The sequence below is a fragment of the Pseudomonas sp. TE3895 genome, from assembly GCF_056278855.1.
Map to the genome: position 1 here is coordinate 5,934,299 of NZ_JBWBQE010000001.1, position 23,811 is coordinate 5,958,109.

Consider the following 23,811-nt stretch of genomic DNA (forward strand, 5'->3'; position numbering starts at 1 on the left):
CAGCCTGCCAGGGCCCTTTCGCAGGTGAGCCCGCGAAAGGGTCGACACAGGCAAACCATCAATCCGCAATAAAACTCACCCGCACCCGCAACCCGCCCTTCTCGCCATCATGCAGGCTCACCTGCGCCAGGTGCGCCCGACAGATCTCGCCAACAATAGCCAGCCCTAGTCCACTGCCCTGCGCACTTCGCCGGTAGAACCGCTCGAACACCCGCTCGCGCTCGGCCTCGGGAATACCTGGCCCATCGTCTTCCACTTCCAGCACTGCCGGCGCCATTACCCGCAAAATCACATTGCCACCCGCTGGCGTATGCGCCAAGGCATTGTCCACCAGGTTGCTCAACAACTCATTGAGCAACGTCGGCTCCCCCTTCAGCCATACCGGCGCCTCGGCCTCCAGCGCCAGCGACACCCCGCGCTTGTGCGCCAATGGCGCCATGGCCATGCCCAGTTCACGGGCCAGCTGGCTCAAATCCAGACGCTGTGCACCGCCCTCGGCGATTGCCCGTGCGCCATTCTCGACCCGCGCCAACGACAGTAGCTGGTTGGCCAGGTGGGTCAGCCTGTCGGTGCCCTGGGCGGCAGACTCCAAGGTCTGCCGCCACTCCTGCGGCTCGGCCGAGCGCAAGCCCAACTCGACACGTGCCTTCAACGCCGCCAGCGGCGTTCGCAGTTCGTGGGCCGCGTCGGCAATGAACTGCGCCTGGCGCTCGAACTGGCCACGCAAGCGCTCGGTAAAGTGGTTCAAGGCGCGCACCAGCGGGCCCAGCTCGCGCTGTACCTGCACCACCGGCAACGCTCGCAAGTCGTCCGGCTGACGTTCCTCCACCGCTGTGCGCAGGCGCTCCAACGGCCGCAACGCGGCACTCACGGCAAACCACACCATCACCAACGCCCCCAGTGCCAGCATGCCCAGGCGCAGCAGGGTATCGGCCATCAACCCTCGGGCCATGCGCACCCGCGCTTCCTCGGTTTCGGCTACGCGAATTTCTGCCATGCCGTTCATGTTCGGCTCGCTGACCGGCTTCAGCAGGCTGACCACACGAACGTCCTGGCCCAGGTAAGTGGCGTTGTAGAACCGTGCCAATGCCGGATAGTCGTCGGTGCGCGGCGTGCCAGGCGGCGGTGGCGGCAGGTTCTCGTAGCCAGAAATCAGCCTTTGCTGGATATCCAGCACCTGATAGTAAATGCGCCCCGCACTGTCATAGGCGAACGTGTCCAGCGCCACGTAAGGCACATCCGCGCTCAACGAACCATCGCGCTGCGACAGGCCAGCGGCGATGGTTCTCGCCGAAGCCAGCAGGGTGCGGTCGTAGGCGGTGTCGGCGGCCTCGCGGCCATTCCAGTAGGCGCTAAGGCCGCTGGCCAGCATCAGCACCACCAGCAACAGCGCCAAATTACCCAGCAAGCGCCCGCGCAGGCTGCCGTTGTCACGCATCGCGGTGCTCAAGCAAATAACCCAGACCACGGAAAGTGACGATGGCTACGGGGTGCCCGTCGAGCTTCTTGCGCAGGCGGTGAATGTAGATTTCGATGGCGTCAGGGCTGGCTTCTTCGTCCAGGCCAAACACCTGGGCAGCCAGCTGCTCCTTGCTCATCACCCGGCCCGGGCGGGCGATCAGCGCTTGCAGCACACTCTGCTCGCGTGAGGTCAGCGTCAGGTTGTCATCACCGAGGGTGAAGCGCCGGGTGTCCAGGTCATACACCAACGGCCCACAGCGTTGCTGTCGCTCGCCACCGAGCACACTGCGGCGCAGCAAGGCCTTGACCCGCGCTTCCAGCTCGGTCAGCTCAAACGGCTTGGCCAGATAATCGTCGGCGCCCAGGTTCAGGCCATGGACCCGGTCCTTGACGTCGCTGCGCGCAGTCAGCATAAGCACTGGCAAGGTTTTGCCACGGCCTCGCAAGCGCGCCAGTACCTCAAAGCCGTCCATGCGCGGCAGGCCGACATCCAGCACGGCCACGGCGTATTCCTCACTGGCCAGCGCCAAGTCGGCAGCCACGCCGTCATGCAGCACATCTACGGTCAGGCCATGGCTTTTCAAGGCCAGGGCCACGCTTTCGGCCAGTTGCAGGTGGTCTTCGACCAGTAGCACACGCATCGGATTCTCCCGGCTCGGGTGGGGCGGTGGCGCGGAGTGTACCGCTGTCACCACGCCTGTGAAGCCCCTCGTGACAAACCTTTCACGCTGAAAGGTTAGCGAAAGGTTCGTTGCCTAGCATCGCACCACGGTCGCCCTTCGCGCCGAAAAAAGCACCAGCAAGGTGCAACGAATAAGAACAATAAACGGAGTCATCGACGATGCTGTCATTGCAGCCGCAGGCGTTCGCGCCTACCCGTTCCTTTGCCGCACGCCCCTCAGCCATCGCCAGCGCCCTCGCGCTTGCCGGTGTCGCCCCGATGAGCCAGGCCGCCTTCTTCGAAGACAGCACGGCCACCTTCGAAACCCGCAACATGTACTTCAACCGCGACTTCCGCGACGGCACCAGCGCGCAGCAATCCAAGCGCGATGAATGGGCCCAGGGCTTCATCCTCAATTTCGAGTCTGGCTACACCGATGGCACCGTGGGCTTTGGCCTGGACGCATTGGGCATGCTCGGCATCAAGCTCGACTCCAGCCCCGACCGTACCGACAGCGGCCTGCTGCCGACCCACGATGACGGCAAGGCTGCCGACGAATACTCCAAGCTGGGCCTGACCGGCAAGGTGAAGATCTCCCAGACTGAACTCAAGATCGGCACCCTGATCCCCGAACTGCCGACCCTGCAGCCCAACGACGGGCGTATCCTGCCGCAAACCTTCGAGGGCGGCCTGCTCACCTCCAAAGAGATCAAGGGCCTGACCTTCACCGGTGGCCGCCTGGACAAGGCCAAGGACCGCAACGACACCAACTGGGAAGACCTGGCGCTGAACAACAAGAACGGCCGCTTCGGTGGCAGCTTCAGCGCTGACAACCTGGCCCTGGGCGGGCTCGACTACCAGTTCACCGACCGCATCACCGGCAGCTACCACTTCGCCCAGCTCGACGATATTTACCGCCAGCACTTCATCGGCATGGTCGCCACCCAGCCATGGGGCCCGGGCACCTTGGGTGCCGACCTGCGCCTTGCGATCAGCGACGACGCCGGTGCAGCCAAGGCCGGCAACATCGACAACACCACCGTCAACGGCATGCTCAGCTATGCCCTGGGCGGGCACAAGGTCAGCGCCGCCTGGCAGCAGCTGTCTGGCGAAAGTGCCTTCCCGTATGTGGATGGCGCCGACCCGTACCTGGTCAACTTCGTCCAGATCAACGACTTCGCCGGTGCCGACGAACGCTCCTGGCAGGCGCGCTACGACTACAACTTCGCCGCGCTCGGCGTACCGGGCCTGACCTTCATGACCCGTTACATCAGCGGTGACAACGTCAGCCGTGCTGCCGGTGGCGAAGGCAAAGAGTGGGAACGCAACACCGAACTGAAGTACGTGGTACAAAGCGGCCCGTTGAAGAACGTCGCCGTGCGCCTGCGCAACGCCACCTTCCGCTCCAACTTCGCCCGTGACGCGGATGAAGTGAGGCTGTTGGTCAGCTACAGCGTGGCGCTGTGGTAACCCCATAGCGGTAATCCAATAACAACAACGCTCACGGAGATCGACGATGACCTTTTCACTGCGCCGCCTCGTCCTCGCTACCGGCTGCCTGCTGTTGGCCGGCAACGCCCTCGCTGCAGAACCGAAACGCCCCGAATGCATCGCACCCGCCTCCCCTGGCGGTGGCTTCGACCTGACCTGCAAGCTGGTGCAAAGCGCACTGGTACAAGAAAAAATCCTCAGCAAGCCGATGCGCGTCACCTACATGCCCGGCGGTGTCGGCGCGGTCGCGTACAACGCCGTGGTCGCCCAGCGCCCGGCAGACGCCGGCACGCTGGTGGCCTGGTCCAGTGGCTCACTGCTTAACCTGGCTCAGGGCAAATTCGGCCGCTTCGACGAAAACGCAGTGAAATGGCTGGCTGCCGTCGGCACCAGCTACGGTGCCATCGCAGTGAAGAGCGACTCGCCCTACAAGACCCTTGATGACCTGGTCGCAGCGCTGAAGAAAGACCCGAGCAAGGTCGTGATCGGTTCCGGCGGTACCGTCGGCAGCCAGGACTGGATGCAGACCGCGTTGATCGCCAAGGCCGCAGGCATAAACCCGCGCGACCTGCGCTACGTGGCCCTGGAGGGCGGCGGCGAAATCGCCACGGCATTGCTGGGCGGCCATATCCAGGTCGGTTCTACCGACATTTCCGACTCCATGCCGCACATCCAGAGCGGCAACATGCGCATCCTCGCGGTGTTCTCTGAAAACCGCCTGGACGAGCCGGAAATGAAAGACATCCCTACTGCCAAGGAGCAGGGCTACGACATCGTCTGGCCGGTGGTGCGCGGTTTCTACCTGGGGCCAAAAGTGAGCGACGAGGACTACGCCTGGTGGAAGGCCTCGTTCGACAAGATGCTGGCCTCCGAGGACTTCGCCAAGCTGCGAGACCAGCGCGAGCTGTTCCCGTTCGCCATGACCGGCGAAGAGCTGGACGGCTATGTGAAGAAGCAAGTGGCTGACTACAAGGCACTGGCCAAGGAATTCGGCCTGATCCAGTAAGCCTGTCGAACTCACCACCACCCCTGTGGGAGCGGCCTTGTGTCGCGATCGGGCGCGAAGCGGCCCCTGGCACAGCCGATACGATGCTTCGGACAGATCGCATCGGCAGGTTTAGCGGCCGCTTCGCGCCCGATCGCGACGCAAGGCCGCTCCCACAGGATGTGCATCTCACTTGAGCAATCCCAACGAGGATTCCCCAATGATCCTTCAACGCATTTTCGCCCTGGCTCTGCTAGTGGTGTGTGCCGCCCTGGCCGTGATGGCCTGGCCCTATCAGGCTGCATTTTCCTATGAACCGGTGGGCCCGCGCGCTTACCCGTTGTTAGTGCTAGGCCTGATGGGGCTGGGCCTGCTGTACCTGTTGTTCCGCCCAACGCCCATCGTGCGCAAGGATGACGAACCGGAACTGGACCGCGAGACCCTGATCAAGATCACCGCCTGTGTCGGCCTGCTGATCGTCTTCGCCGCCACTTTTGAAGCGCTCGGCTTCATCCTCAGCGCTATCCTGGTCGGCCTGCCCATGGCTCGGCTGTACGGTGGCCGCTGGCTGCAAAGCGCCATTGTGGTGGCCGGCATGAGCATTTTCCTCTACTGGCTGTTCGACCGTGTGATGGACGTGCCACTGCCCCTTGGCCTGCTGAGCGTACTGGAGAACTGACATGGATACCTTGAGCTACCTGGGCCAGGGCTTCGGCATTGCCCTGTCCCCTTACAACCTGGTCACCGCCCTCTCCGGCACCTTGATCGGCACCGTGGTCGGCCTGCTGCCGGGCCTGGGCCCGATCAATGGCGTGGCCCTGCTGATCCCCATCGCCTTTGCCCTCGGCCTGCCGCCGGAATCGGCGCTGATCCTGCTGGCGGCGGTGTACCTGGGCTGCGAATATGGCGGGCGTATCAGCTCGATCCTGCTGAACATCCCGGGCGAAGCCTCGACCGTGATGACAACCCTGGACGGCTACCCGATGGCTCGCCAAGGACTGGCAGGCGTCGCGCTGTCGCTGTCGGCCTGGAGTTCGTTCATCGGCGCCTTCATTGCCACCTGCGGCATGGTGCTGTTCGCCCCGCTGCTGGCGAAATGGGCCATCGCCTTCGGCCCGGCGGAGTACTTTGTGCTGATGGTGTTCGCCATCGTCGCGCTGGGTGGCATGGCCGGTGACAAACCACTGAAAACCTTCATTGCCGCTCTCATCGGCCTGTTCCTGTCGGCGGTCGGCATCGACGCCAACAGCGGCGTGTACCGCTTCACCGGTGACAGCGTGCACCTGGCCGACGGCATTCAGTTCGTGGTGCTCGTGCTGGGCCTGTTCTCCATCAGCGAAATCCTCCTGCTGCTGGAAAAGACCCACCATGGCCACCAGGCGGTCAAGGCTACCGGCCGCATGCTGTTCAACTTCAAGGAAGCGGCCTCGGTGTTCCTGGTCAACATCCGTTGCGGCCTGCTCGGTTTCATCATGGGTGTTCTACCCGGCGCCGGCGCAACGCTGGCCAGCGCCGTGGCCTACATGACCGAGAAACGCATGGCCGGGGAAAGCGGCAAGTTCGGCAAAGGCGATGCCCGTGGCCTGGCAGCGCCGGAAACGGCCATTGGTGCGTCCTGCTGTGGCGCCCTGGTCCCGATGCTGACCCTGGGCGTACCGGGCTCTGGCACCACGGCTGTGATGATCGGCGCCCTGACCCTGTACAACATCACCCCTGGCCCACTGCTGTTCGAACAGCAGCCAGATATTGTCTGGGGCCTGATCGCCTCGCTGTTCGTCGCCAACATCATGCTGGTGATCCTCAACATCCCGATGATCCGCATCTTCACCCGCATCCTCGCCGTGCCAAACTGGGCGCTGGTGCCGGTGATCGCCATCATCACCGCGATCGGTGTGTACGCCGTGCATGCCACCACCTTCGACCTGTTCCTCATGGTCGGTATCGGCATCATGGGCTACATCCTGCGCAAGCTGGACTTCCCTCTGTCGCCGATTCTGCTGGGCTTCATCCTCGGCGGGCTGATGGAGCAAAACCTGCGTCGGGCGCTGTCGATCTCCAACGGTGAACTGGGCATCCTCTGGTCCAGCCCGATCAGCATGGGCGTCTGGGCGCTGGTAGTGCTGATGCTCGCCCTGCCGCTGCTGCGCATCTGGCGCAAACGCAGCCTGCAGCGCCGGGCCCTGGCCGATGCCTGATCGGTCGTTGCCATTGTTCGTCGCGACCGGGCTGGTCGGCCTTGCTGGCGGTTTTGCCGCCAGCAAGGTCGGCTGGCCTTTGCCATGGATGGTCGGCTCATTGCTGGCGATCATCCTGGTGCGCTGCCTGACGCGTTGGCAGCTGTCGGAAATCCCCAACGGCCGCAAGTGTGGGCAGTGGATCATCGGCATCGGTATTGGCCTGCACTTCACCCCCGCGGTGATCGAGCAAGTGGCCAGCCATTTCGCGCTGATCTGCTTCGGTGCGTTGTTCACCACCCTGTCCAGCGTGATCAGCGTATGGCTGCTGCGGCGAACCGGTGAAGACCGCGCCACCGCGTTCTTCGCCAGCATGCCTGGCGGTTCGGGCGAGATGGTCAACCTTGGGGCGCGCAATGGCGCGGTGCTCAGCCAGGTGGCGGCAGCGCAAAGCTTGCGTGTGCTGGCAGTGGTGCTGTGCGTGCCGGCGCTGTTCAAGTTTCTGCTGGGTGACGGGGTACCACTGAACCACACCGGTAGCGTGAGCTGGGGCTGGCTGGCGTTGATTGCGCCCTTGGGCGTTGCCGTTGCCTTGCTCTGGCAGCGCTTGCGCCAGCCCAACCCCTGGCTGTTCGGGCCATTGCTGGTCGCGGCTACGGTCAGCCTGGCCGGCAACCTGCAGATCGCCCTGCCCAACGGCGCCAGCCAGATCGGCCAGTGGCTCATCGGCAGCGGCCTGGCCTGCCACTTCAACCGCGCGTTCTTCCGCCGCGCACCGTCGTTCCTGGGACGCACCTTGATGGCCACGGCGTTGTGCATGGCGATTGCCGCCAGTGCCGCGTGGGTGCTGAGCATGATGACTGCACTGGACTTGCGTTCGCTGACACTGGGGATGATGCCTGGCGGGATCGCCGAAATGAGCCTCACGGCCGAAACGTTGCAATTGTCAGTGCCGCTGGTGACCGCGCTGCAGGTGATGCGCCTGATCCTGGTGTTGTTTCTTGCAGAACCGCTTTTCCGGTTGTGGGACAACAGGTATTCAAGCGGCAAGCCCCCTGAAGATAGATAGTTACCACTTGCCCAATGCCCGGATGAATAGAGTCGGATTGCTGCCCTGATCGCCAGCAAACCCACACTTCCCGGCATTCAAGAGGTAATGATGAAAGTCCGTCTTTCTTGCAACTATCGCTCGGCTATTGCCTGGGCATGCCTTGCCATCAGCGCAGGCAGCCTTGCCGCAGAGCCACCTGCCCCCGTCCAGATCAACGTCGTGGCTATCAATGATCTTCACGGCTACCTGGAACCCAACCCCCAGGACTACGCCGGCGCGCAAGGCGCTACCCGCCTGACCTACGGCGGCATCGCCACACTCGGTGCCATGCTCGATGAGCTGCGAACGCAGGACCCCGATCTGCTGTTCATCGGGGCTGGCGACTTGATAGGGGGCAGCCCCGCCATTTCTGCGCTGTGGGCTGACGAACCTGTGCTTGAGGCCTTGAACGCGATGGGCATGATTGTCAGCGCATCCGGGAACCACGAACTGGATGCAGGCAAGGCCGAGTTTCTTCGTCAGATCCACGGAGGATGCGAGTCAACGCGCCCTGAAAAGGCCTGCACGTTTCGCGGCAATTATCCAGGAAGTGGCTTCCCTTACATAGCGTCCAACCTGATCAATACCACCACGGGCGAGCGCTTGCTACCGGCCTATCACATTGAGCAGGTAAAAGGGGTCAAGATAGCGTTCGTCGGAGCTGTGCCGCGCAACATGGAAAAAGTGGTCTCGGCCAGCGCATTCGCAGGGCTCAAAGCCACGGATGAAGCGCAAGCCATCAATGACGTGATTCCAGAGCTCAAGGCCAAAGGTGTCAATGCAATCATTGCGGTCATGCACCAGGGAGGGGATACCGTCGAGCCGTTCGACACGCAGGATTGCAGCCAGCTGAATGGCGCGATCGTCGACGTGGCGAAGCGGCTGGATCCTGCGGTAGATGCTGTCATCAGCGGTCACTCGCATGCCAGCTATCAATGCAAGGTGGGTGACCTGAGCATCACTCAGGCGGGCAAATACGGCCACTTCCTGACTCAGTTGAAGTTGCAGGTAACGCCGGGCACCCATCACGTCACGAACATCACCGCCCGCAATATTCCTGCTGACCCACAGAACTACCTGCCGAATGCCAAGTTGACGAGTTTGCTGGAGGAAGTGCGTCAGCGGTCCGGGGAAAAATTGCTCGAACCCATAGGACGCATCTCGACGGCAGAACTTGACCGCAAAGAAAATGCCGCCGGTGAAACAACCTTGGGGAACCTGGTCACGGATGCCCAATTGGCCATGACCCAAGCGTTTAATACCCAGGTTGCCTTTCTCAACCTGGGTGGGCTGCGCAGTGATCTTATCCAGCCTGCCGATAGCGACCTGACCTACGAACAATTATTCGCCGTACAACCGTTCAATAACCCACTGGTGGTTCAGGAACTGACAGGCAAGCAGATTACCGAACTGCTCAACCTTCAATGGAACAGGGGCAGTTTCAATCCGCTGCAAGTATCGAAGGGTTTTCATTATGAGTGGGATGGTTCACGGCCTGTCGGCAGCCGTGTCGTCGAGGGCAGTGTGCGTCTTCACGGCAAACCCGTTGAGCCGTTGACCCATTATCGCGTCGTCAGCAACCTGTTCCTGGCCGATGGTGGCGGTGGCTTGGCCACTTTCAAAGAAGGAAGGCGACGCCAGGACACCGGCATCTCCGACCTGGAAGCCTTGGTGGCGTATGTACGCCAGAACCATGAGCGGGGTATTGCAATTGGCCAGCGCAGCGAGCCGCGCATCAGCATGACGCCCTGAGCGATTGCGTACCCCACCCCGGTTTCTCACAGCGGGGGCAGTGCCCAGTCGATGGGCCCGAGCCCCCGCTGCTCGAGGAAGCTGTTGGTACGGCTGAAATGCCCGCAACCGATGAACCCGCGATACGCCGACAGCGGCGAAGGATGGACCGACTTCAGTACCAGGTGCTTGGTACCGTCGATCAGCTTCTGCTTGCTCTGTGCATGCGCCCCCCATAGCAGGAATACCACGTTCGGGCATTGCTCACTGACCACCTGGATAATCCGGTCGGTAAAAAACTCCCAGCCTTTCTTGGCATGCGACGCGGCATTGGCGCGCTCGACGGTCATGGTCGTGTTGAGCAACAGAACGCCTTGTTCCGCCCAGCTCTGGAGGTAGCCGTGGCTGGGGATCGGGATGTTCAGGTCGCGCTGCAGCTCCTTGTAGATATTGACCAGCGACGGTGGCGTGGCCACGCCCGGTTGCACCGAGAAGCACAAGCCATGGGCCTGCCCCGGCCCGTGATACGGGTCCTGACCGAGGATGACCACCTTCACCTGGTCCAGCGGTGTCGAATTGAGCGCATTGAAGATCAGCGGCCCTGGCGGGTAGATTTCCTTGCCAGCAGCGTACTCGCCACGCAGAAATTCGCGCAGCTGGTGCATGTAAGGCTGGTCGAATTCACCGCGCAATGCGGCCTTCCAGCTGGGTTCGAGTTTGATGCGATCGTCGTCAGTCATGGGGCCTTCCATAAACAATGGCGCGACACTAGGTAAGCCCTTCGCGCTTGTCAAACGATCCGACCGACGACCGGCATGATTGGCCAGGCAAGCCATACTTGAGCGATGACTTGCGAGAGGTAGTCCATGACCATTCACTGCGAGGTACTCACCGGCGTCGATGGCGCCCGCATCGGCATCGCCACCCTGGATGCGCCCAAGGCGCTCAATGCCCTGACCCTGCCGATGATCGAAGTGCTGGGCGAACAACTGCATGCCTGGGCCCGCGACCCGGCTATCGTCTGCGTGCTGCTGCGCGGCAACGGGGCAAAAGCCTTTTGCGCAGGCGGCGATGTACGTGCGCTGGTGCAAGCCTGCCGCGACCACCCCGGCAGTGTCCCCCCGCTGGCGGCCTCTTTCTTCGCCGCCGAATACCGCCTGGACTTTGCCCTGCACACCTACCCCAAACCGTTACTCTGCTGGGGCCATGGGCATGTGCTGGGTGGCGGCATGGGGCTGCTGCAAGGCGCCAATGTACGTATCGTCACACCCAGCAGCCGGCTGGCCATGCCGGAAATCAGCATCGGCCTGTACCCTGACGTAGGCGCCAGTTGGTTCCTGGCCCGGCTGCCGGGCAAGCTGGGTTTGTTCTTCGGCCTGACCGGCGCGCCGATCAACGCCCGCGATGCCCTTGACCTGGGCCTGGCTGACCGTTTTCTGGGCGAGCACCAGCAAGAGGCCTTGATCGAGGAGTTGCTGCAACTCAACTGGCAGGAGCAGACCGCCGTACAACTGAACAGCTTGCTCAAGGCCGAGCAGCATCGTGCCTGCGCCGAGCTGCCTGATGCCCAGTGGCTGCCACGACGGCATGTGATCGATCAGTTACTCGACGTGGCGGATGCGGCTTCAGCCTGGCGCGCGCTGGAAAGGCTCAAGCAGCATGACGACCCATTGCTGGCAGATGCCGGCCAACGCCTGCATGAGGGTTGTCCGCTGACGGCGCATCTGGTCTGGGAGCAAATCCGCCGGGCGCGGTACCTCTCGTTGGCGCAAGTGTTCCAGATGGAATACAGCATGAGCCTGAACTGTTGCCGCCACCCTGAGTTCAGTGAAGGCGTGCGTGCTCGCCTGCTGGACAAAGACAACCAGCCGCGCTGGCACTGGCCTGATGTGGCGCAAGTGCCGGCGGCGGTAGTCGAGGCGCATTTTGCCAAGGCGTGGGAGGGACGCCACCCATTGGCGGATGTGGGTTAGCCTGCTGCTGCGGGGGCTGCTTTTCAGCCCCCGCCTCCGCTCAGCTAGCGCTGCCAGTTTCCTCCTCGCCCCTGCCCGCCCCGCCCGTCCCAGCGCCCGCGGTCGTCAACCTGCCGATTGGAGTGCCGGTCGCCCTGCCGGTAACGCTGGCTGTCATTGCGATAGTCATGGCGATCCCGGTCCTGCCGGTAGTCTTGCCGCTGGCGATTGCCGTAGTCATAGCGCGGGTTGCCATGCCACTGGTTCATCCTCGGCTGCGGATAGGGCCGGTAATGGGGCACAGGGGCCGACCGATTGTAGTAACGGGGAGCAGGCTGATAGTAGTAGCGCGGCGCAGGCGCTACATAGTACCGGTCATAGCGGTAATACCCCGGCGCCACATAGCGGTCGGTGGAGTAGTAGTCCGAACGGTAGTAGCCCCCGCGTTCATAGTACGGGGCGCAGGCCGAAGTCATCAGCCCCAGCAGGGCGATCAACAGGATTCGATAGGACATGGCGGCCTCCTGGACCGCTGGAGTGCCCGAACAGCGGCGCTGGCGAGCGTCGATACGAGATGCGTCAATCGACATTGACTAAGACAACGGCGCGCAGGTGCAGTGCCATTTCTGCAATAACTTGATACAGCTGAAATAACCCTGAAAAACTTGCAGTCATTTGTCGGCCATCTCTCTAGAATAAGCGGCTCGGCACACATCACGGGAAGATCATGCCCTTACGTTCCGCTCTGTTCTCGCAACGCTCGCTGATCGTTACCCTGCTCGTGTTACTGGCCTGCGGCTTCCTGGCCACCTCGCTGCTCAGCTACTTCTCCTCTCGCAGCGCCATCCGCGACGGCATCATCAATACCGAATTGCCGCTGACCTCCGACACTGTCTACTCGGAAATTCAGAAAGACCTGATCCGCCCGGTACTGATCGCCTCGATGATGGCCCAGGACACCTTCCTGCGCGACTGGGTGCTGTCCGGCGAGCAGGATACCGAACGCATGACCCGTTACCTGAGCGAGGTCATGGGCAAGCAGGACATCTTCACGTCCTTTTTCGTGTCCGATCGCACGCGGACCTACTACCAGGCCAAAGGCGTGCTCAAACACGTCGAACCGGGCACCTGGCGTGATGCCTGGTATTTCCGTCTGCGTGAACTCAAGGCCCCTTATGAGATCAACGTCGACCTGGACATGGCCAACCAGGACAGCCTGACCGTGTTCATCAACTACCAGGTGCACGACTACCAGCAGCGCTTCATCGGCGCGGCAGGCGTAGGGCTGAGCGTATCGTCGGTGGTCAAGCTGATCGATCAGTACCAACGCCGCTACCAGCGCGCGGTGCTATTCACGGATGCCAAAGGCAAGGTGCTGTTGACCGGCTCCGAGGGTGGCCCGCATGGTTTGCAAGTCGGCCAGTCACTCAGCGACAACCCTGAGCTGAGGGCCATGCTGGCCGAGCAGTGGGTGCCAGGCGAAGGCAGCCACGAGTACCATGACAGCGAAAAGCACAGCCACTTTCTCAACGTTCGCCACCTGCCCGAACTGGACTGGTACCTGTTGGTGGACAAACGCGAAACCGGCGTCCTCGACCGCATTCGCCACGCGCTGTACCTGAACCTGGCGATCTGTACGATGATCACCCTGGTGGTGCTGGCACTGGTGCATGCCATGGTCCGCCGCCACCAGGCCAGCACCGAAGCCTTGGCCACGCTCGACAGCCTCACCGGCTTGCACAACCGGCGCAGCTTCGACCTGCTCGCCGCCCAGGCGCTGCGAGAAGCCCGGCGCGACAGCAGCCCTCTGGTGGCCTTGCTGATTGATCTGGACCACTTCAAGGCACTGAACGACAACCACGGCCACCTGGCAGGTGACGAAGTGCTACGCCAATTCGCCAATGTGCTGCAAGGCAGCCTGCGTCAGTCAGATATACTGTGCCGCTGGGGCGGTGAGGAATTCATCGTGCTGCTGCGCGAAGCTGAAGGCCGCCAGGCCATCGAGGTGGCGGAAAAGATCCGGCGACGCACCGAACAGCTGACCTTCAGTTACGACAACCAGCCGCTGCGACTGACCACCAGCATCGGCCTGAGCAGCCTGCAACCGGGGGACACCCTGCACGCCCTGCTGACCCGCGCCGACCGCGCGCTTTATCGTGCCAAGCAGGCTGGCCGCAACCGCGTCTGCAGTGAAACCCGCCATGAATGACAAGCAACACTGCCCCGCTTGCGGTGCCCTCAACCAGTGCAGCCTGGCCGACCCACGCCGTGCCACCCAGGCGTGTTGGTGCTACAGCGTGACCATCGACCCGGCCGTGCTCCAGGCCCTGCCCGATGAACTGCGTAACAAGGCCTGTCTGTGCCCGCGCTGCGCCGCCGTTGAAGAACAGCTCCGTCCATCCGCTGCCCACTGATCGTTGCCATGCGCCTTGACCGTTTCCTCGCCAACCTGCCCAGCTACAACCGCCAGCAAGTTCGTCTGATGCTGGCGCAACGCCGCGTGCGGGTGGACGGCAAGGTCGCCAGTGACCCGCTGACCGACGTGCGTGAATTCAGCCGCGTAGAGCTGGACGAGCAACTGCTGCAGGCCGGCCGTCCGGCCCGCTACCTGATGCTGTACAAGCCCACTGGCTGCGTAAGCGCCACCCACGACCCGCAACACCGTACCGTTCTCGACCTGCTGCCCACGGCGTTGCGAGATGACCTGCACATAGCCGGGCGCCTGGATTTCAACACCACCGGCCTGATGATCCTGACCAACGATGGCCAGTGGTCACGGCGCCTGACCCAGCCTGCCACAAAGCTGCCCAAGCATTATCTGGTGGACACCGAGGACGAGATTGGCGAGCACTATGTGGCCAAGTTTCGCGAGGGTTTCTATTTTGCCTTCGAAGACCTCACCACCCAACCAGCCCAGCTGGACATCCTCGGCCCCCACCGAGCCCGGCTGGCGATCGTCGAGGGGCGGTACCACCAGGTCAAGCGCATGTTCGGGCACTTCAACAACAAGGTGGTGGGGCTGCATCGGGAGAGCATGGGGGCGATCCGGCTGGATCCGGGGTTGGCGCCGGGAGAGTATCGTGAACTGACGGCCAATGAGATAGCCACTGTCTAGGCCGTGACAGACAGCCCGTGTCGTCATACGACCGCTCAGCGACAAAAGTCACATTACTTACCGAACGGCACTTGCGCGATCCCCAACCCACTGCTTGAATCCAAATCGTCAGTCTGCATGTGACTACCAAGTCACACCTGCAGGCGATGACACTTTTTGCCGGCCACCCAAAGCCTAGATGCCTTGGGGCACGGCAAATTGCCCGCCAAAAACAATACCGTCGACGCAAGTGCCAAGGATCGACACAGGGCCCCCGGATTATCTTCAGGCAAATGCCTACCTGTCATAAAGAACGTGCACCCTAGGTGACGCGAATACCCTTTTTGCGCCAGGAGTCGATGACATGAGGCCAGAAATCGCTGTACTTGATATCCAAGGTCAGTATCGGGTTTACACGGAGTTCTATCGCGCGGATGCGGCCGAAAACACGATCATCCTAATCAACGGCTCGCTGGCCACCACGGCCTCGTTCGCCCAGACGGTACGTAACCTGCACCCACAGTTCAACGTGGTTCTGTTCGACCAGCCGTATTCAGGCAAGTCCAAGCCGCACAACCGTCAGGAACGGCTGATCAGCAAGGAGACCGAGGCGCATATCCTCCTTGAGCTGATCGAGCACTTCCAGGCAGACCACGTGATGTCTTTTTCGTGGGGTGGCGCAAGCACGCTGCTGGCGCTGGCGCACCAGCCGCGGTACGTGAAGAAGGCAGTGGTGAGTTCGTTCTCGCCAGTGATCAACGAGCCGATGCGCGACTATCTGGACCGTGGCTGCCAGTACCTGGCCGCCTGCGACCGTTATCAGGTCGGCAACCTGGTCAATGACACCATCGGCAAGCACTTGCCGTCGCTGTTCAAACGCTTCAACTACCGCCATGTGAGCAGCCTGGACAGCCACGAGTACGCACAGATGCACTTCCACATCAACCAGGTGCTGGAGCACGACCTGGAACGTGCGCTGCAAGGCGCGCGTAATATCAACATCCCGGTGCTGTTCATCAACGGCGAACGCGACGAGTACACCACAGTCGAAGATGCGCGGCAGTTCAGCAAGCATGTGGGCAGAAGCCAGTTCAGCGTGATCCGCGATGCGGGCCACTTCCTGGACATGGAGAACAAGACCGCCTGCGAGAACACCCGCAGTGTCATGCTGGGGTTCCTCAAGCCAACCGTGCGTGAACCCCGCCAACGTTACCAACCCGTGCAACAGGGGCAGCATGCATTTGCCATCTGAGCGGCTCGGCGCCTTGTAGCAAATACCCGCAGGCCACGGGGCGCCGACAAGCTTTTTTATAACTTGGGCTTCTAATTCGCTGAAGGTTCTGGTAAAAAGTCGAGCTCAGATGCGGGTATAGTTTAGTGGCAAAACGAAAGCTTCCCAAGCTTTAGTTGAGGGTTCGATTCCCTCTACCCGCTCCACATCGCATTCCCGCATGGCGTTCCAGCAACGTCATCGCAGTCAAAAGGAGCCTTGGCTCCTTTTTTCGTTTTTCACCCTGCCTTGACCTGGCCCATGGCCATTTACCCACCGATCCGCTTCAATGCGCATCGGGCCTTTGCGTGTGCAAGCGAAACGGCTTGTGGCGGATAGGCTCACTGGATTCGTGAAACCATTCGAAAGGACAACGCATGTTTCTCTCCCGCTGGCTACCGGGCCTTGCCAACCTGCTGCACTACCGCCGTGAATGGTTCCACGCCGATCTGCAAGCTGGCCTGTCGGTAGCCGCGATCCAGATTCCCATTGCCATTGCCTATGCGCAGATCGTCGGGCTGCCGCCGCAATATGGCCTGTACGCCTGTGTGCTACCGATGATGGTCTACGCGCTGATCGGTAGCTCGCGCCAGCTGATGGTCGGCCCCGACGCCGCCACCTGCGCGATGATCGCCGGTGCCGTGGCACCGCTGGCCCTGGGCGACCCGCAGCGCATCGTCGAACTGTCGGTGATCGTCACCGTGCTGGTCGGCGTGATGCTGATTGCCGCGGGCCTGGCGCGGGCCGGGTTCATCGCCAGCTTCTTCTCGCGGCCGATCCTGATCGGCTACCTCAACGGTATCGGGCTGAGCCTGATCGCCGGGCAGCTGTCCAAGGTGGTGGGCTTCCAGATCGAGGGCGACGGTTTCATCCTCAGCCTGATCAACTTCTTCCAGCGCCTAGGGGAAATTCACTGGGTCACATTGATCATCGGCCTGGCCGCCCTGGGCCTGCTCATCTGGCTGCCACGGCGCTACCCGCGCCTGCCCGCAGCCCTCACGGTAGTGGCGCTGTTCATGCTGCTGGTTGGCCTGTTCGGCCTTGACCGCTTTGGCGTCGCCGTCCTTGGGCCGGTACCTGCAGGCATCCCGCAACTGGCCTGGCCACACAGCAACCTGGCGGAAATGAAGAGCCTGCTGCGCGACGCCCTGGGTATCGCCACCGTCAGCTTCTGTAGCGCCATGCTTACCGCACGCAGCTTTGCCGCCCGGCATGGCTATGCGATCAACGCCAACCACGAATTCGTCGCCCTGGGCGTGAGCAACCTGGCGGCCGGGGTTTCCCAGGGCTTTGCCATCAGCGGTGCCGACTCGCGCACTGCAGTCAACGACATGGTCGGTGGCAAAAGCCAGCTGGTGGGCATCATCGCGGCACTGGTGATCGCCCTGATCCTGCTGTTCTTCACCGCGCCCATGGCCTGGATCCCCCAGGCTGCGCTGGGCGCCGTGCTGCTGATGGCAGGCTGGGGGTTGATCGACATCAAATCGCTGGGGCATATCCGGCGTCTAAGCCGCTTCGAGTTCTGGCTGTGCCTGCTGACCACGGCGGGCGTACTGGGCCTGGGCGTGCTGCCCGGCATCGTGTTTGCCGTGACCCTGGCGATCCTGCGCCTGCTTTACAGCATCTACCAGCCCACCGATGCCGTACTGGGCTGGCTGCCGGGCACCGAAGGCCAGGTCGACATCCGCAAGTTCAAGGACGCCCGCACCGTGCCTGGCCTGGTGGTGTACCGCTTCGACGACGCCATCCTGTTCTTCAATGCCGACTACTTCAAGATGCGCCTGCTTGAAGCCGTGCAAAGCCAGGACCAGCCTAAAGCCGTGCTGTTCGATGCCGAAGCGGTAACCAGCATCGATGTCAGCGGCATCGCCGCCCTGCGCGAAGTGCGCGACACCCTGGCGGCCCAAGGCATCTTCTTCGCCATCGCCCGCGCCCGTGGCACTTTCCTGCGCATGTTGGTGCGCTCGGGGATGGCGCGGGACATGGAAGAAAAACTGCTATTCGGCTCGGTACGCGCGGGGATTCGTGCGTACCGCGTGTGGCGCAACCGAAACCGCAGTGTGCAAGTGACCGAACAGGGTTGAGCGGCTTTCATCCTGTTCAACGTGCTGCGCCTGTGCTGGCCCTTTCGCGGGTAAACCCGCTCCTACATGGACTTGTAGGTGCGGGTTCACCCGCGAAAGGGCCAGCACAGGCAACACAAAACCTCGCCTTGACACCAACCCTCGCACACCTCGCATGACATGCTAAAGTCGCCCCGTTCCCCGCACCACCCAACGGATCCAGCATGCCCGCACTTGATGCCACCCTTACCCCCTGGCCAGAACTCGCCGCCCGCCATCCCTGCGACGCCCTGCTGCTGGGCAACGGCGCCAGCCGCGCAGTATGGAAGCCGTTCGGCTACTTCTCGCTGTTCGAGCAAGCGCAACGCGCAGGCCGCAAGAAAGGCCTGGCGGTCAGCGACCAAGCACTGTTCAAGTCCTTGGCCACGGAACTGTTCGAGCCGGTGCTCAGCGCCCTCAACACCACCGTGCGTACCAATGCCGCCCTGGCCATCAACTCCACCGCGCCGCTGAACCGCTACTACTCGATCAAGGAAGCGTTGATTCACGCCGTGCGCACGGTGCATCTGCCCTGGCCGCTGATGCCGAAGGCCACCCTGGCAACCCTCAATCAGGCCCTGCGCGGCTATCGAAGCGTCTACACCAGCAACTACGACCTGCTGCTGCCATGGGCCGTGCAGCACGCCCCGAGTGGCTTCGCCGAACTGTTCGACGAACAAGGCTATTTCGACGTGCGACGCACCGGCAGCGAAGGTACCCGGGTACTGCACCTGCATGGCGGCCTGCACCTGCTCAAGCTGCCCGACGGCACCACCCGCCAGCGCAGCGCTGAAAGTGCCGAACTGCTCGATGGGTTTGCCGTGAATATCCCGGGTGAAGTACCGCTGTTCGTCAACGAAGACCGCAGCGACGAGAAACTGCGCGCTATCCGCAACTCGGACTATCTGAGCTGGTGCCTGGGGCAGCTGGCGCAGGAAAACCAAGGGATATGCCTGTTCGGGCAGCATCTGGACAGCAGTGACCGGCACCTGCTCGACGCTGTGCGCCAAGCCCGTCCGCAACAGCTATCCATTGCCATTAGGCCGCTGGGCGAGGCGTCGGTGATCAATCAGAAGCAGCATTTTGCAGATCGTTTCGGGGATTTGCCGGGGACGGCGCTGCATTTCTTCGATGCCAGCACCCATCCGTTGGGGCAGGCAGCATTGGCTATCGAAGTGCCCTCTGCTCAGCGCTGACAAGGTGCCCGGCAGGCGTACCGGTGGGTGGCGTCAGAGCAACCCATCCGCGCGCAACAACGTTTCCAGGCAATGCTCCTGCACCCCATAGAACGCCTTGAGCTGGGCAATCTTCTCCAGCAACGCCCCGTTATCCCCCGCCTGCCGACGCTTCACCGCAAGAATCATCTTGTTCTTGTTGGTGTGTTCCAGCGAGATGAACTCGAACACCTTGGTTTCATAGCCACAGGCTTCCAGGTACAGCGCACGCAGGCTGTCGGTCAGCATTTCGGCCTGCTGGCCCAGGTGCAGGCCATACTGCAGCATGGGTTGCAGCAACCCTGGGCTGTGCAATTGCGGGCGGATCTGCTTGTGGCAGCACGGCGAGCACATGATGATCGCGGCGTTGCAGCGGATGCCGGTGTGGATGGCGTAGTCGGTAGCGATGTCACAGGCATGCAAGGCGATCATCACCTCGATGGCCTCAGGCACCACACTGCGCACATCACCACACTGGAACTCCAGCCCCGGGTGGTCGAGGCGTGCGGCCGCGGCGTTGCACAGGTCGACCATGTCCTGGCGCAGCTCCACGCCGGTGACCTGTGCGTCACGGCCCAAACTGTTGCGCAGGTAGTCATGCATGGCAAAGGTCAGGTAGCCCTTGCCCGATCCGAAGTCGGCCACCCGCAGCGCCTGTTCCGTCGACACCGGTGCATTGGCCAGGGCGTGATCGAAGACCTCGATGAATTTGTTGATCTGCTTCCACTTGCGTGACATGGACGGGATCAGTGCGCCTTGTGCGTCGGTCACACCGAGGTCGCGCAGAAACGGCCGCGACAGCTCCAGATAACGCTTCTTCTCGCGATCATGCCCGCTGCCCGCATCGGCCACGCGCGGTGCCTGGGCACCGTGGCGCTGGAGCATCGGTTTGCCCTTCTTGCTGAAGGTCAACTGCACTTCGCCGTCAGCATCGAACAGGTGGGCATTGCGGAAGCTGTCCGGCAGCAGTTCGGCAACCAGCACCTGGGCCTGGTCCAGCGGCAGGTTGCGGGTGATGTCGCGGGTCTGGTGGCGGTAGACCAGCGACAGGCACGGCTGGCCCTTGACCTGCAACGGCTTGGCAATGATCCGTTGCAAGGTCTGGTCGGCACCGACATGGCGCGCCAGCACCAGCTTGACCAGGGTTTCGCCGTGAAGGGCGGCGTTCAGCAGGTCGAGAAACTGAGCGCGCGCATCCGGCGCGCAAGAGGCAGAAGTACTGGCGGACATGAAAAAGGGGGCCTTGGGAAGCGGAACGCCTATTCTAACGTGCCGCAAGCACCCTGTGGGAGCGGGCTTGCCCGCAACACCGGCAAAGCCGGTGGCAGACACCGTGTCGACTGATTCGCGGGCAAGCCCGCTCCTGCAGGGAATCCAGCAAGGCTGGGCGCTCCTTCAATCGAGAATCACCAAGCGGTTGGGCAATTCGTTGCGTGCATGGGTTGGCGGCACGTGCTGGCTAAGCAGCTCGCCACACGCTTCGATGCACTCGACAAAGCCCTGCAAGGTGCGGCCCTGGCGCACCTGCTCGGCCAAGCGGGCACCGATGGCCGCGCGGGCTTGGGCATCCAGGCAGTGCTCGATACCCCGATCGACCAGGATCTCCACATGCCGCTCCGCCTCGCTGACGAAAATCAGCACGCCCGTGGCGCCTGCTGTGCGCTGCAGGTTCTGCTCGCGAAACTGCTGGTGGGCCAGGCGCGAGGCTCGCCAGCGGCGCAAGGCACGGGGGATCAGCCAGTCGGCCAGGCGCGGGTTGCGCAGCAGCAGGCACAAAACGACGAACAGCAGCACGTTGCCCATCAGCACGCCACGCACGCTGGGCCAAGCCAGCAGCCAGTGCAACAGACCGGGCACGGTCAGTGCCAGCACGGCGGCCCACAACAACGGCCAATACGCATAATCGTCGGCACGACGGGCAAGCACCGTCACCAGTTCGGCATCGGTACGCCGCTCGGCACGGGCAATGGCTTCGGCAATCTGCCGCTGATGGTATTCGTCGAAGGGGGTCATGCCGTCGGTCTCTTGAGCGTTCTTATAGTTGTTATCCCGGCATTCGGGGCTTCATCCGCAGGCGACATATTCAGGCATAATCCGCCGCTGGAAGAATTGCCTGCAAATCGTACAACAATAGCCGCCTGAAAACTTCGGTCGCGCACGTATCACCGTGGATACGGCAGAGGCCCCACAACGGAATTGATGATGAAACTGTCTTTGCTGGGCCTGGCCATGGGCCTTGCCAGTCAGGCGGCCCTCGCCGCCCCCACCGCCCCGCCCCTGCAGGACAAGCAGGCATTCATCGAGCATCTGATCAGCCAGATGACCGAAGCCGAGAAAATCGGCCAGTTGCGCCTGATCAGCATCGGCCCGGAAATGCCCCGCGACAAGATCCGCGAGGAAATCGCCGCCGGCCGTATCGGTGGCACCTTCAACTCCCGCACGGCCCCCGAAAACCGGCCGATGCAGGACGCGGCCATGCGCAGCCGACTGAAGATCCCGATGTTCTTCGCCTACGACACCGTCCACGGCGAGCGCACCATCTTCCCGATCGGCCTGGGCATGGCCGCTACCTGGGACATGGAGGCCGTCGCCAAGGTCGGCCGCACCGCCGCGATCGAAGCCTCGGCCGACGCCCTGGACATGACGTTCGCGCCAATGGTGGATATCGCCCGTGACCCGCGCTGGGGCCGCACCAGTGAAGGTTTCGGCGAAGACACCTACCTGACCTCGAGAATCGGCCAGGTAATGGTGCGCTCGTTCCAGGGCAGCAGCCCGGCCAACCCCGACAGCATCATGGCCATCGTCAAGCATTTCGCCTTGTATGGCGCCGTGGAAGGCGGGCGCGACTACAACACGGTCGATATGAGCCTGCCGAAAATGTACAACGACTACCTGCCACCCTATCGCGCCGCGCTCGATGCGGGTGCCGGTGGCGTGATGGTGGCGCTGAACTCGATCAACGGCGTACCGGCCACCTCCAACACCTGGCTGATGAACGACCTGCTGCGCAAGGAGTGGGGCTTCAAGGGCGTGACCATCAGCGACCACGGTGCCATCCAGGAGCTGATTCGCCACGGCGTCGCCCGTGATGGCCGTGAAGCCGCCAAGCTGGCGATCAAGGCCGGCATCGACATGAGCATGAACGATACCCTGTACGGCGAAGAGCTGCCGGGCCTGCTGAAGTCCGGCGAGGTGACCCAGCGCGAGCTGGACCAGGCGGTGCGTGAAGTGCTGGGTGCCAAGTACGACATGGGCCTGTTCAAGGACCCGTACGTGCGCATCGGCAAGGCCGAAACCGACCTGAAGGACTACTACGGCAACGACCGCCTGCACCGCGAAGCTGCGCGTGACGTGGCACGCCGCAGCCTGGTGCTGCTGGAAAACCGCAACCAGACCCTGCCGCTGAAAAAGGCCGGCACCATTGCCTTGGTCGGCCCGCTGGCCGATGCCCCGATCGACATGATGGGCAGCTGGGCCGCCGACGGTAAACCCGTCCACTCGGTGACCGTGCGCGAAGGCTTGCGCCGCGCCGTGGAAGGCAAGGCCAAGCTGGTCTACGCCAAAGGCTCCAACGTCACGGGTGACAAGGCGATACTCGACTACCTGAACTTCCTTAACTTCGATGCCCCGGAAATCGTCGACGACCCACGCCCGGCTGCCGTGCTGATCGATGAAGCAGTCAAGGCAGCGAAGCAATCCGACGTTGTGGTAGCAGTGGTCGGCGAGTCCCGCGGCATGTCCCACGAGTCGTCGAGCCGCACCACCCTGGAGATCCCGGCCAGCCAGCGCGAGCTGATCAAGGCGCTCAAGGCCACCGGCAAACCGCTGGTGCTGGTGCTGATGAACGGCCGGCCGATGTCGATCGGTTGGGAGCGCGAGCAGGCCGACGCCATCCTGGAAACCTGGTTCGCCGGCACCGAAGGCGGCAATGCCATCGCCGACGTGCTGTTTGGCGACTACAACCCCTCCGGCAAGCTGGCCATTACCTTCCCACGGTCGGTGGGGCAGATCCCGATGTACTACAACCACACCCGCATCGGCCGGCCGTTCACGCCGGGCAAGCCGGGCAACTACACCTCGCAGTACTTCGAAGAACCCAACGGGCCGCTTTACCCGTTCGGCTATGGCTTGAGCTACAGCAGCTTCGAGCTGTCGGGCCTGAACCTGTCGAGCAAGGATCTCAAGCGCGGCGATACGCTGGAAGCCAAGGTAACGGTCAAGAACACCGGCAAGGTTGCAGGCGAGACGGTGGTGCAGCTGTACCTGCAGGATGTGTCGGCATCGATGAGCCGCCCAGTGAAAGAGCTGAAAAACTTCCAGAAGCTGATGCTTGAACCGGGTGAAACCCGCACGTTGACCTTCCGCATCAGCGAGGACGACCTGAAGTTCTACAATGGCCAGTTGCAGCGGGTTGCCGAACCAGGGGAGTTCAATGTCCAGGTAGGGCTGGACTCCCAGGCGGTGCAGCAGCAGAGCTTTGAATTGCTTTGACTGAAAAAGGCCGCCTGTTCCGGCCTTTTCGCGGATAAAAGCGCGCCTACAGGTGCTGCAGAGTACCTGTAGGCGCGGGTTTACCCGCGAAGAGG

At 62.5% G+C, this 23,811-nt stretch carries 20 protein-coding genes and 1 tRNA gene; 15 read left to right on the plus strand and 6 right to left on the minus strand.

Annotation, left to right across the window (positions count from 1 at the left end; all coding sequences use genetic code 11):
• Positions 1-58 precede the first annotated feature (58 nt).
• Together ACZ889_RS26850 and ACZ889_RS26855 are read right to left on the minus strand one after the other, a co-directional pair.
• Positions 59-1,438 (minus strand): sensor histidine kinase, encoded by a 1,380-nt coding sequence (locus tag ACZ889_RS26850; protein ID WP_003252031.1) that lies wholly within the window; start codon positions 1,436-1,438, stop codon positions 59-61.
• Complete coding sequence (locus ACZ889_RS26855; RefSeq protein ID WP_003252029.1) at positions 1,431-2,102, minus strand: response regulator; 672 nt, start codon at positions 2,100-2,102, stop codon at positions 1,431-1,433. Before ACZ889_RS26855 ends, ACZ889_RS26850 begins: the two co-directional genes overlap by 8 nt.
• Before the next feature lie 200 nt (positions 2,103-2,302).
• Between ACZ889_RS26855 and ACZ889_RS26860 the strand changes: the two genes are divergently transcribed.
• From ACZ889_RS26860 to ACZ889_RS26885, 6 genes are all read left to right on the plus strand, one after another.
• Entirely contained in the window at positions 2,303-3,592 is a 1,290-nt protein-coding gene (locus tag ACZ889_RS26860; RefSeq protein WP_003252026.1) for an OprD family porin, read from the plus strand.
• A gap of 46 nt (positions 3,593-3,638) precedes the next feature.
• The gene (locus ACZ889_RS26865; RefSeq protein ID WP_003252023.1) at positions 3,639-4,619 is read left to right on the plus strand and encodes a Bug family tripartite tricarboxylate transporter substrate binding protein; all 981 of its coding nucleotides are present in this window, start codon (positions 3,639-3,641) and stop codon (positions 4,617-4,619) included.
• A gap of 199 nt (positions 4,620-4,818) precedes the next feature.
• The gene (locus ACZ889_RS26870; protein WP_014859157.1) at positions 4,819-5,277 is read left to right on the plus strand and encodes a tripartite tricarboxylate transporter TctB family protein; all 459 of its coding nucleotides are present in this window, start codon (positions 4,819-4,821) and stop codon (positions 5,275-5,277) included.
• 1 nt (position 5,278) lies between these two features.
• Entirely contained in the window at positions 5,279-6,793 is a 1,515-nt protein-coding gene (locus ACZ889_RS26875; protein ID WP_003252019.1) for a tripartite tricarboxylate transporter permease, read from the plus strand.
• On the plus strand, positions 6,786-7,841 hold the full coding sequence (locus ACZ889_RS26880; RefSeq protein WP_033725750.1) for an AbrB family transcriptional regulator: 1,056 nt from the start codon (positions 6,786-6,788) through the stop codon (positions 7,839-7,841). The genes ACZ889_RS26875 and ACZ889_RS26880 overlap by 8 nt, the downstream gene beginning before the upstream one ends.
• A gap of 90 nt (positions 7,842-7,931) precedes the next feature.
• Entirely contained in the window at positions 7,932-9,614 is a 1,683-nt protein-coding gene (locus ACZ889_RS26885) for a bifunctional metallophosphatase/5'-nucleotidase (protein WP_476257978.1), read from the plus strand.
• Positions 9,615-9,640: 26 nt separating this feature from the next.
• Here the strand turns inward: ACZ889_RS26885 and ung are convergent, their stop codons facing one another.
• The gene (gene ung, locus ACZ889_RS26890) at positions 9,641-10,333 is read right to left on the minus strand and encodes a uracil-DNA glycosylase (RefSeq protein WP_476257979.1); all 693 of its coding nucleotides are present in this window, start codon (positions 10,331-10,333) and stop codon (positions 9,641-9,643) included.
• 126 nt (positions 10,334-10,459) lie between these two features.
• Between ung and ACZ889_RS26895 the strand changes: the two genes are divergently transcribed.
• Positions 10,460-11,566 (plus strand): enoyl-CoA hydratase/isomerase family protein, encoded by a 1,107-nt coding sequence (locus ACZ889_RS26895; RefSeq protein WP_180689321.1) that lies wholly within the window; start codon positions 10,460-10,462, stop codon positions 11,564-11,566.
• Positions 11,567-11,610: 44 nt separating this feature from the next.
• Here the strand turns inward: ACZ889_RS26895 and ACZ889_RS26900 are convergent, their stop codons facing one another.
• Entirely contained in the window at positions 11,611-12,060 is a 450-nt protein-coding gene (locus ACZ889_RS26900; RefSeq protein WP_014859154.1) for a hypothetical protein, read from the minus strand.
• Between the two features lie 212 nt (positions 12,061-12,272).
• On the opposite strand from ACZ889_RS26900, the gene ACZ889_RS26905 reads away from it, so the two are divergent.
• From ACZ889_RS26905 to ACZ889_RS26935, 7 genes are all read left to right on the plus strand, one after another.
• The gene (locus tag ACZ889_RS26905; RefSeq protein ID WP_180689320.1) at positions 12,273-13,754 is read left to right on the plus strand and encodes a sensor domain-containing diguanylate cyclase; all 1,482 of its coding nucleotides are present in this window, start codon (positions 12,273-12,275) and stop codon (positions 13,752-13,754) included.
• Positions 13,747-13,959 carry a cysteine-rich CWC family protein gene (locus ACZ889_RS26910; protein ID WP_003252007.1) on the plus strand — a complete coding sequence of 71 codons (213 nt, stop codon included), beginning with the start codon at positions 13,747-13,749 and terminating at the stop codon, positions 13,957-13,959. Before ACZ889_RS26905 ends, ACZ889_RS26910 begins: the two co-directional genes overlap by 8 nt.
• Positions 13,960-13,967: 8 nt before the next feature.
• A complete protein-coding gene (locus ACZ889_RS26915) occupies positions 13,968-14,660 on the plus strand; it encodes a pseudouridine synthase (protein ID WP_180689319.1) in 693 nt (230 codons plus the stop codon).
• Positions 14,661-15,003: 343 nt separating this feature from the next.
• Positions 15,004-15,891: a (R)-3-hydroxydecanoyl-ACP:CoA transacylase gene (phaG, locus tag ACZ889_RS26920; protein WP_003252003.1), complete on the plus strand. Its 888-nt coding sequence runs from the start codon at positions 15,004-15,006 to the stop codon at positions 15,889-15,891.
• A gap of 111 nt (positions 15,892-16,002) precedes the next feature.
• Positions 16,003-16,076: transfer RNA gene (locus tag ACZ889_RS26925), tRNA-Gly, on the plus strand.
• A 210-nt stretch (positions 16,077-16,286) separates the two neighbouring features.
• Entirely contained in the window at positions 16,287-17,993 is a 1,707-nt protein-coding gene (locus ACZ889_RS26930; RefSeq protein WP_341782905.1) for a SulP family inorganic anion transporter, read from the plus strand.
• A 203-nt stretch (positions 17,994-18,196) separates the two neighbouring features.
• On the plus strand, positions 18,197-19,207 hold the full coding sequence (locus tag ACZ889_RS26935; RefSeq protein ID WP_180689318.1) for a DUF4917 family protein: 1,011 nt from the start codon (positions 18,197-18,199) through the stop codon (positions 19,205-19,207).
• A 33-nt stretch (positions 19,208-19,240) separates the two neighbouring features.
• Here the strand turns inward: ACZ889_RS26935 and ACZ889_RS26940 are convergent, their stop codons facing one another.
• Together ACZ889_RS26940 and ACZ889_RS26945 are read right to left on the minus strand one after the other, a co-directional pair.
• The gene (locus ACZ889_RS26940) at positions 19,241-20,455 is read right to left on the minus strand and encodes a class I SAM-dependent methyltransferase (protein WP_014754346.1); all 1,215 of its coding nucleotides are present in this window, start codon (positions 20,453-20,455) and stop codon (positions 19,241-19,243) included.
• A 165-nt stretch (positions 20,456-20,620) separates the two neighbouring features.
• Positions 20,621-21,238 carry a TPM domain-containing protein gene (locus ACZ889_RS26945; RefSeq protein WP_180689317.1) on the minus strand — a complete coding sequence of 206 codons (618 nt, stop codon included), beginning with the start codon at positions 21,236-21,238 and terminating at the stop codon, positions 20,621-20,623.
• Positions 21,239-21,424: 186 nt separating this feature from the next.
• Between ACZ889_RS26945 and bglX the strand changes: the two genes are divergently transcribed.
• Positions 21,425-23,716 carry a beta-glucosidase BglX gene (gene bglX / locus ACZ889_RS26950; protein ID WP_476257980.1) on the plus strand — a complete coding sequence of 764 codons (2,292 nt, stop codon included), beginning with the start codon at positions 21,425-21,427 and terminating at the stop codon, positions 23,714-23,716.
• Positions 23,717-23,811 lie beyond the last annotated feature (95 nt).

Bases quoted from the DNA above. Each gene is read 5' to 3' on its own strand.
- ACZ889_RS26850 (WP_003252031.1), bottom strand. From the start codon at position 1,438: ATGCGTGACAACGGCAGCCTGCGCGGGCGCTTGCTGGGTAATTTGGCG.
- ACZ889_RS26855 (WP_003252029.1), bottom strand. From the start codon at position 2,102: ATGCGTGTGCTACTGGTCGAAGACCACCTGCAACTGGCCGAAAGCGTG.
- ACZ889_RS26860 (WP_003252026.1), top strand. From the start codon at position 2,303: ATGCTGTCATTGCAGCCGCAGGCGTTCGCGCCTACCCGTTCCTTTGCC.
- ACZ889_RS26865 (WP_003252023.1), top strand. From the start codon at position 3,639: ATGACCTTTTCACTGCGCCGCCTCGTCCTCGCTACCGGCTGCCTGCTG.
- ACZ889_RS26870 (WP_014859157.1), top strand. From the start codon at position 4,819: ATGATCCTTCAACGCATTTTCGCCCTGGCTCTGCTAGTGGTGTGTGCC.
- ACZ889_RS26875 (WP_003252019.1), top strand. From the start codon at position 5,279: ATGGATACCTTGAGCTACCTGGGCCAGGGCTTCGGCATTGCCCTGTCC.
- ACZ889_RS26880 (WP_033725750.1), top strand. From the start codon at position 6,786: ATGCCTGATCGGTCGTTGCCATTGTTCGTCGCGACCGGGCTGGTCGGC.
- ACZ889_RS26885 (WP_476257978.1), top strand. From the start codon at position 7,932: ATGAAAGTCCGTCTTTCTTGCAACTATCGCTCGGCTATTGCCTGGGCA.
- ung (WP_476257979.1), bottom strand. From the start codon at position 10,333: ATGACTGACGACGATCGCATCAAACTCGAACCCAGCTGGAAGGCCGCA.
- ACZ889_RS26895 (WP_180689321.1), top strand. From the start codon at position 10,460: ATGACCATTCACTGCGAGGTACTCACCGGCGTCGATGGCGCCCGCATC.
- ACZ889_RS26900 (WP_014859154.1), bottom strand. From the start codon at position 12,060: ATGTCCTATCGAATCCTGTTGATCGCCCTGCTGGGGCTGATGACTTCG.
- ACZ889_RS26905 (WP_180689320.1), top strand. From the start codon at position 12,273: ATGCCCTTACGTTCCGCTCTGTTCTCGCAACGCTCGCTGATCGTTACC.
- ACZ889_RS26910 (WP_003252007.1), top strand. From the start codon at position 13,747: ATGAATGACAAGCAACACTGCCCCGCTTGCGGTGCCCTCAACCAGTGC.
- ACZ889_RS26915 (WP_180689319.1), top strand. From the start codon at position 13,968: ATGCGCCTTGACCGTTTCCTCGCCAACCTGCCCAGCTACAACCGCCAG.
- phaG (WP_003252003.1), top strand. From the start codon at position 15,004: ATGAGGCCAGAAATCGCTGTACTTGATATCCAAGGTCAGTATCGGGTT.
- ACZ889_RS26930 (WP_341782905.1), top strand. From the start codon at position 16,287: ATGTTTCTCTCCCGCTGGCTACCGGGCCTTGCCAACCTGCTGCACTAC.
- ACZ889_RS26935 (WP_180689318.1), top strand. From the start codon at position 18,197: ATGCCCGCACTTGATGCCACCCTTACCCCCTGGCCAGAACTCGCCGCC.
- ACZ889_RS26940 (WP_014754346.1), bottom strand. From the start codon at position 20,455: ATGTCCGCCAGTACTTCTGCCTCTTGCGCGCCGGATGCGCGCGCTCAG.
- ACZ889_RS26945 (WP_180689317.1), bottom strand. From the start codon at position 21,238: ATGACCCCCTTCGACGAATACCATCAGCGGCAGATTGCCGAAGCCATT.
- bglX (WP_476257980.1), top strand. From the start codon at position 21,425: ATGATGAAACTGTCTTTGCTGGGCCTGGCCATGGGCCTTGCCAGTCAG.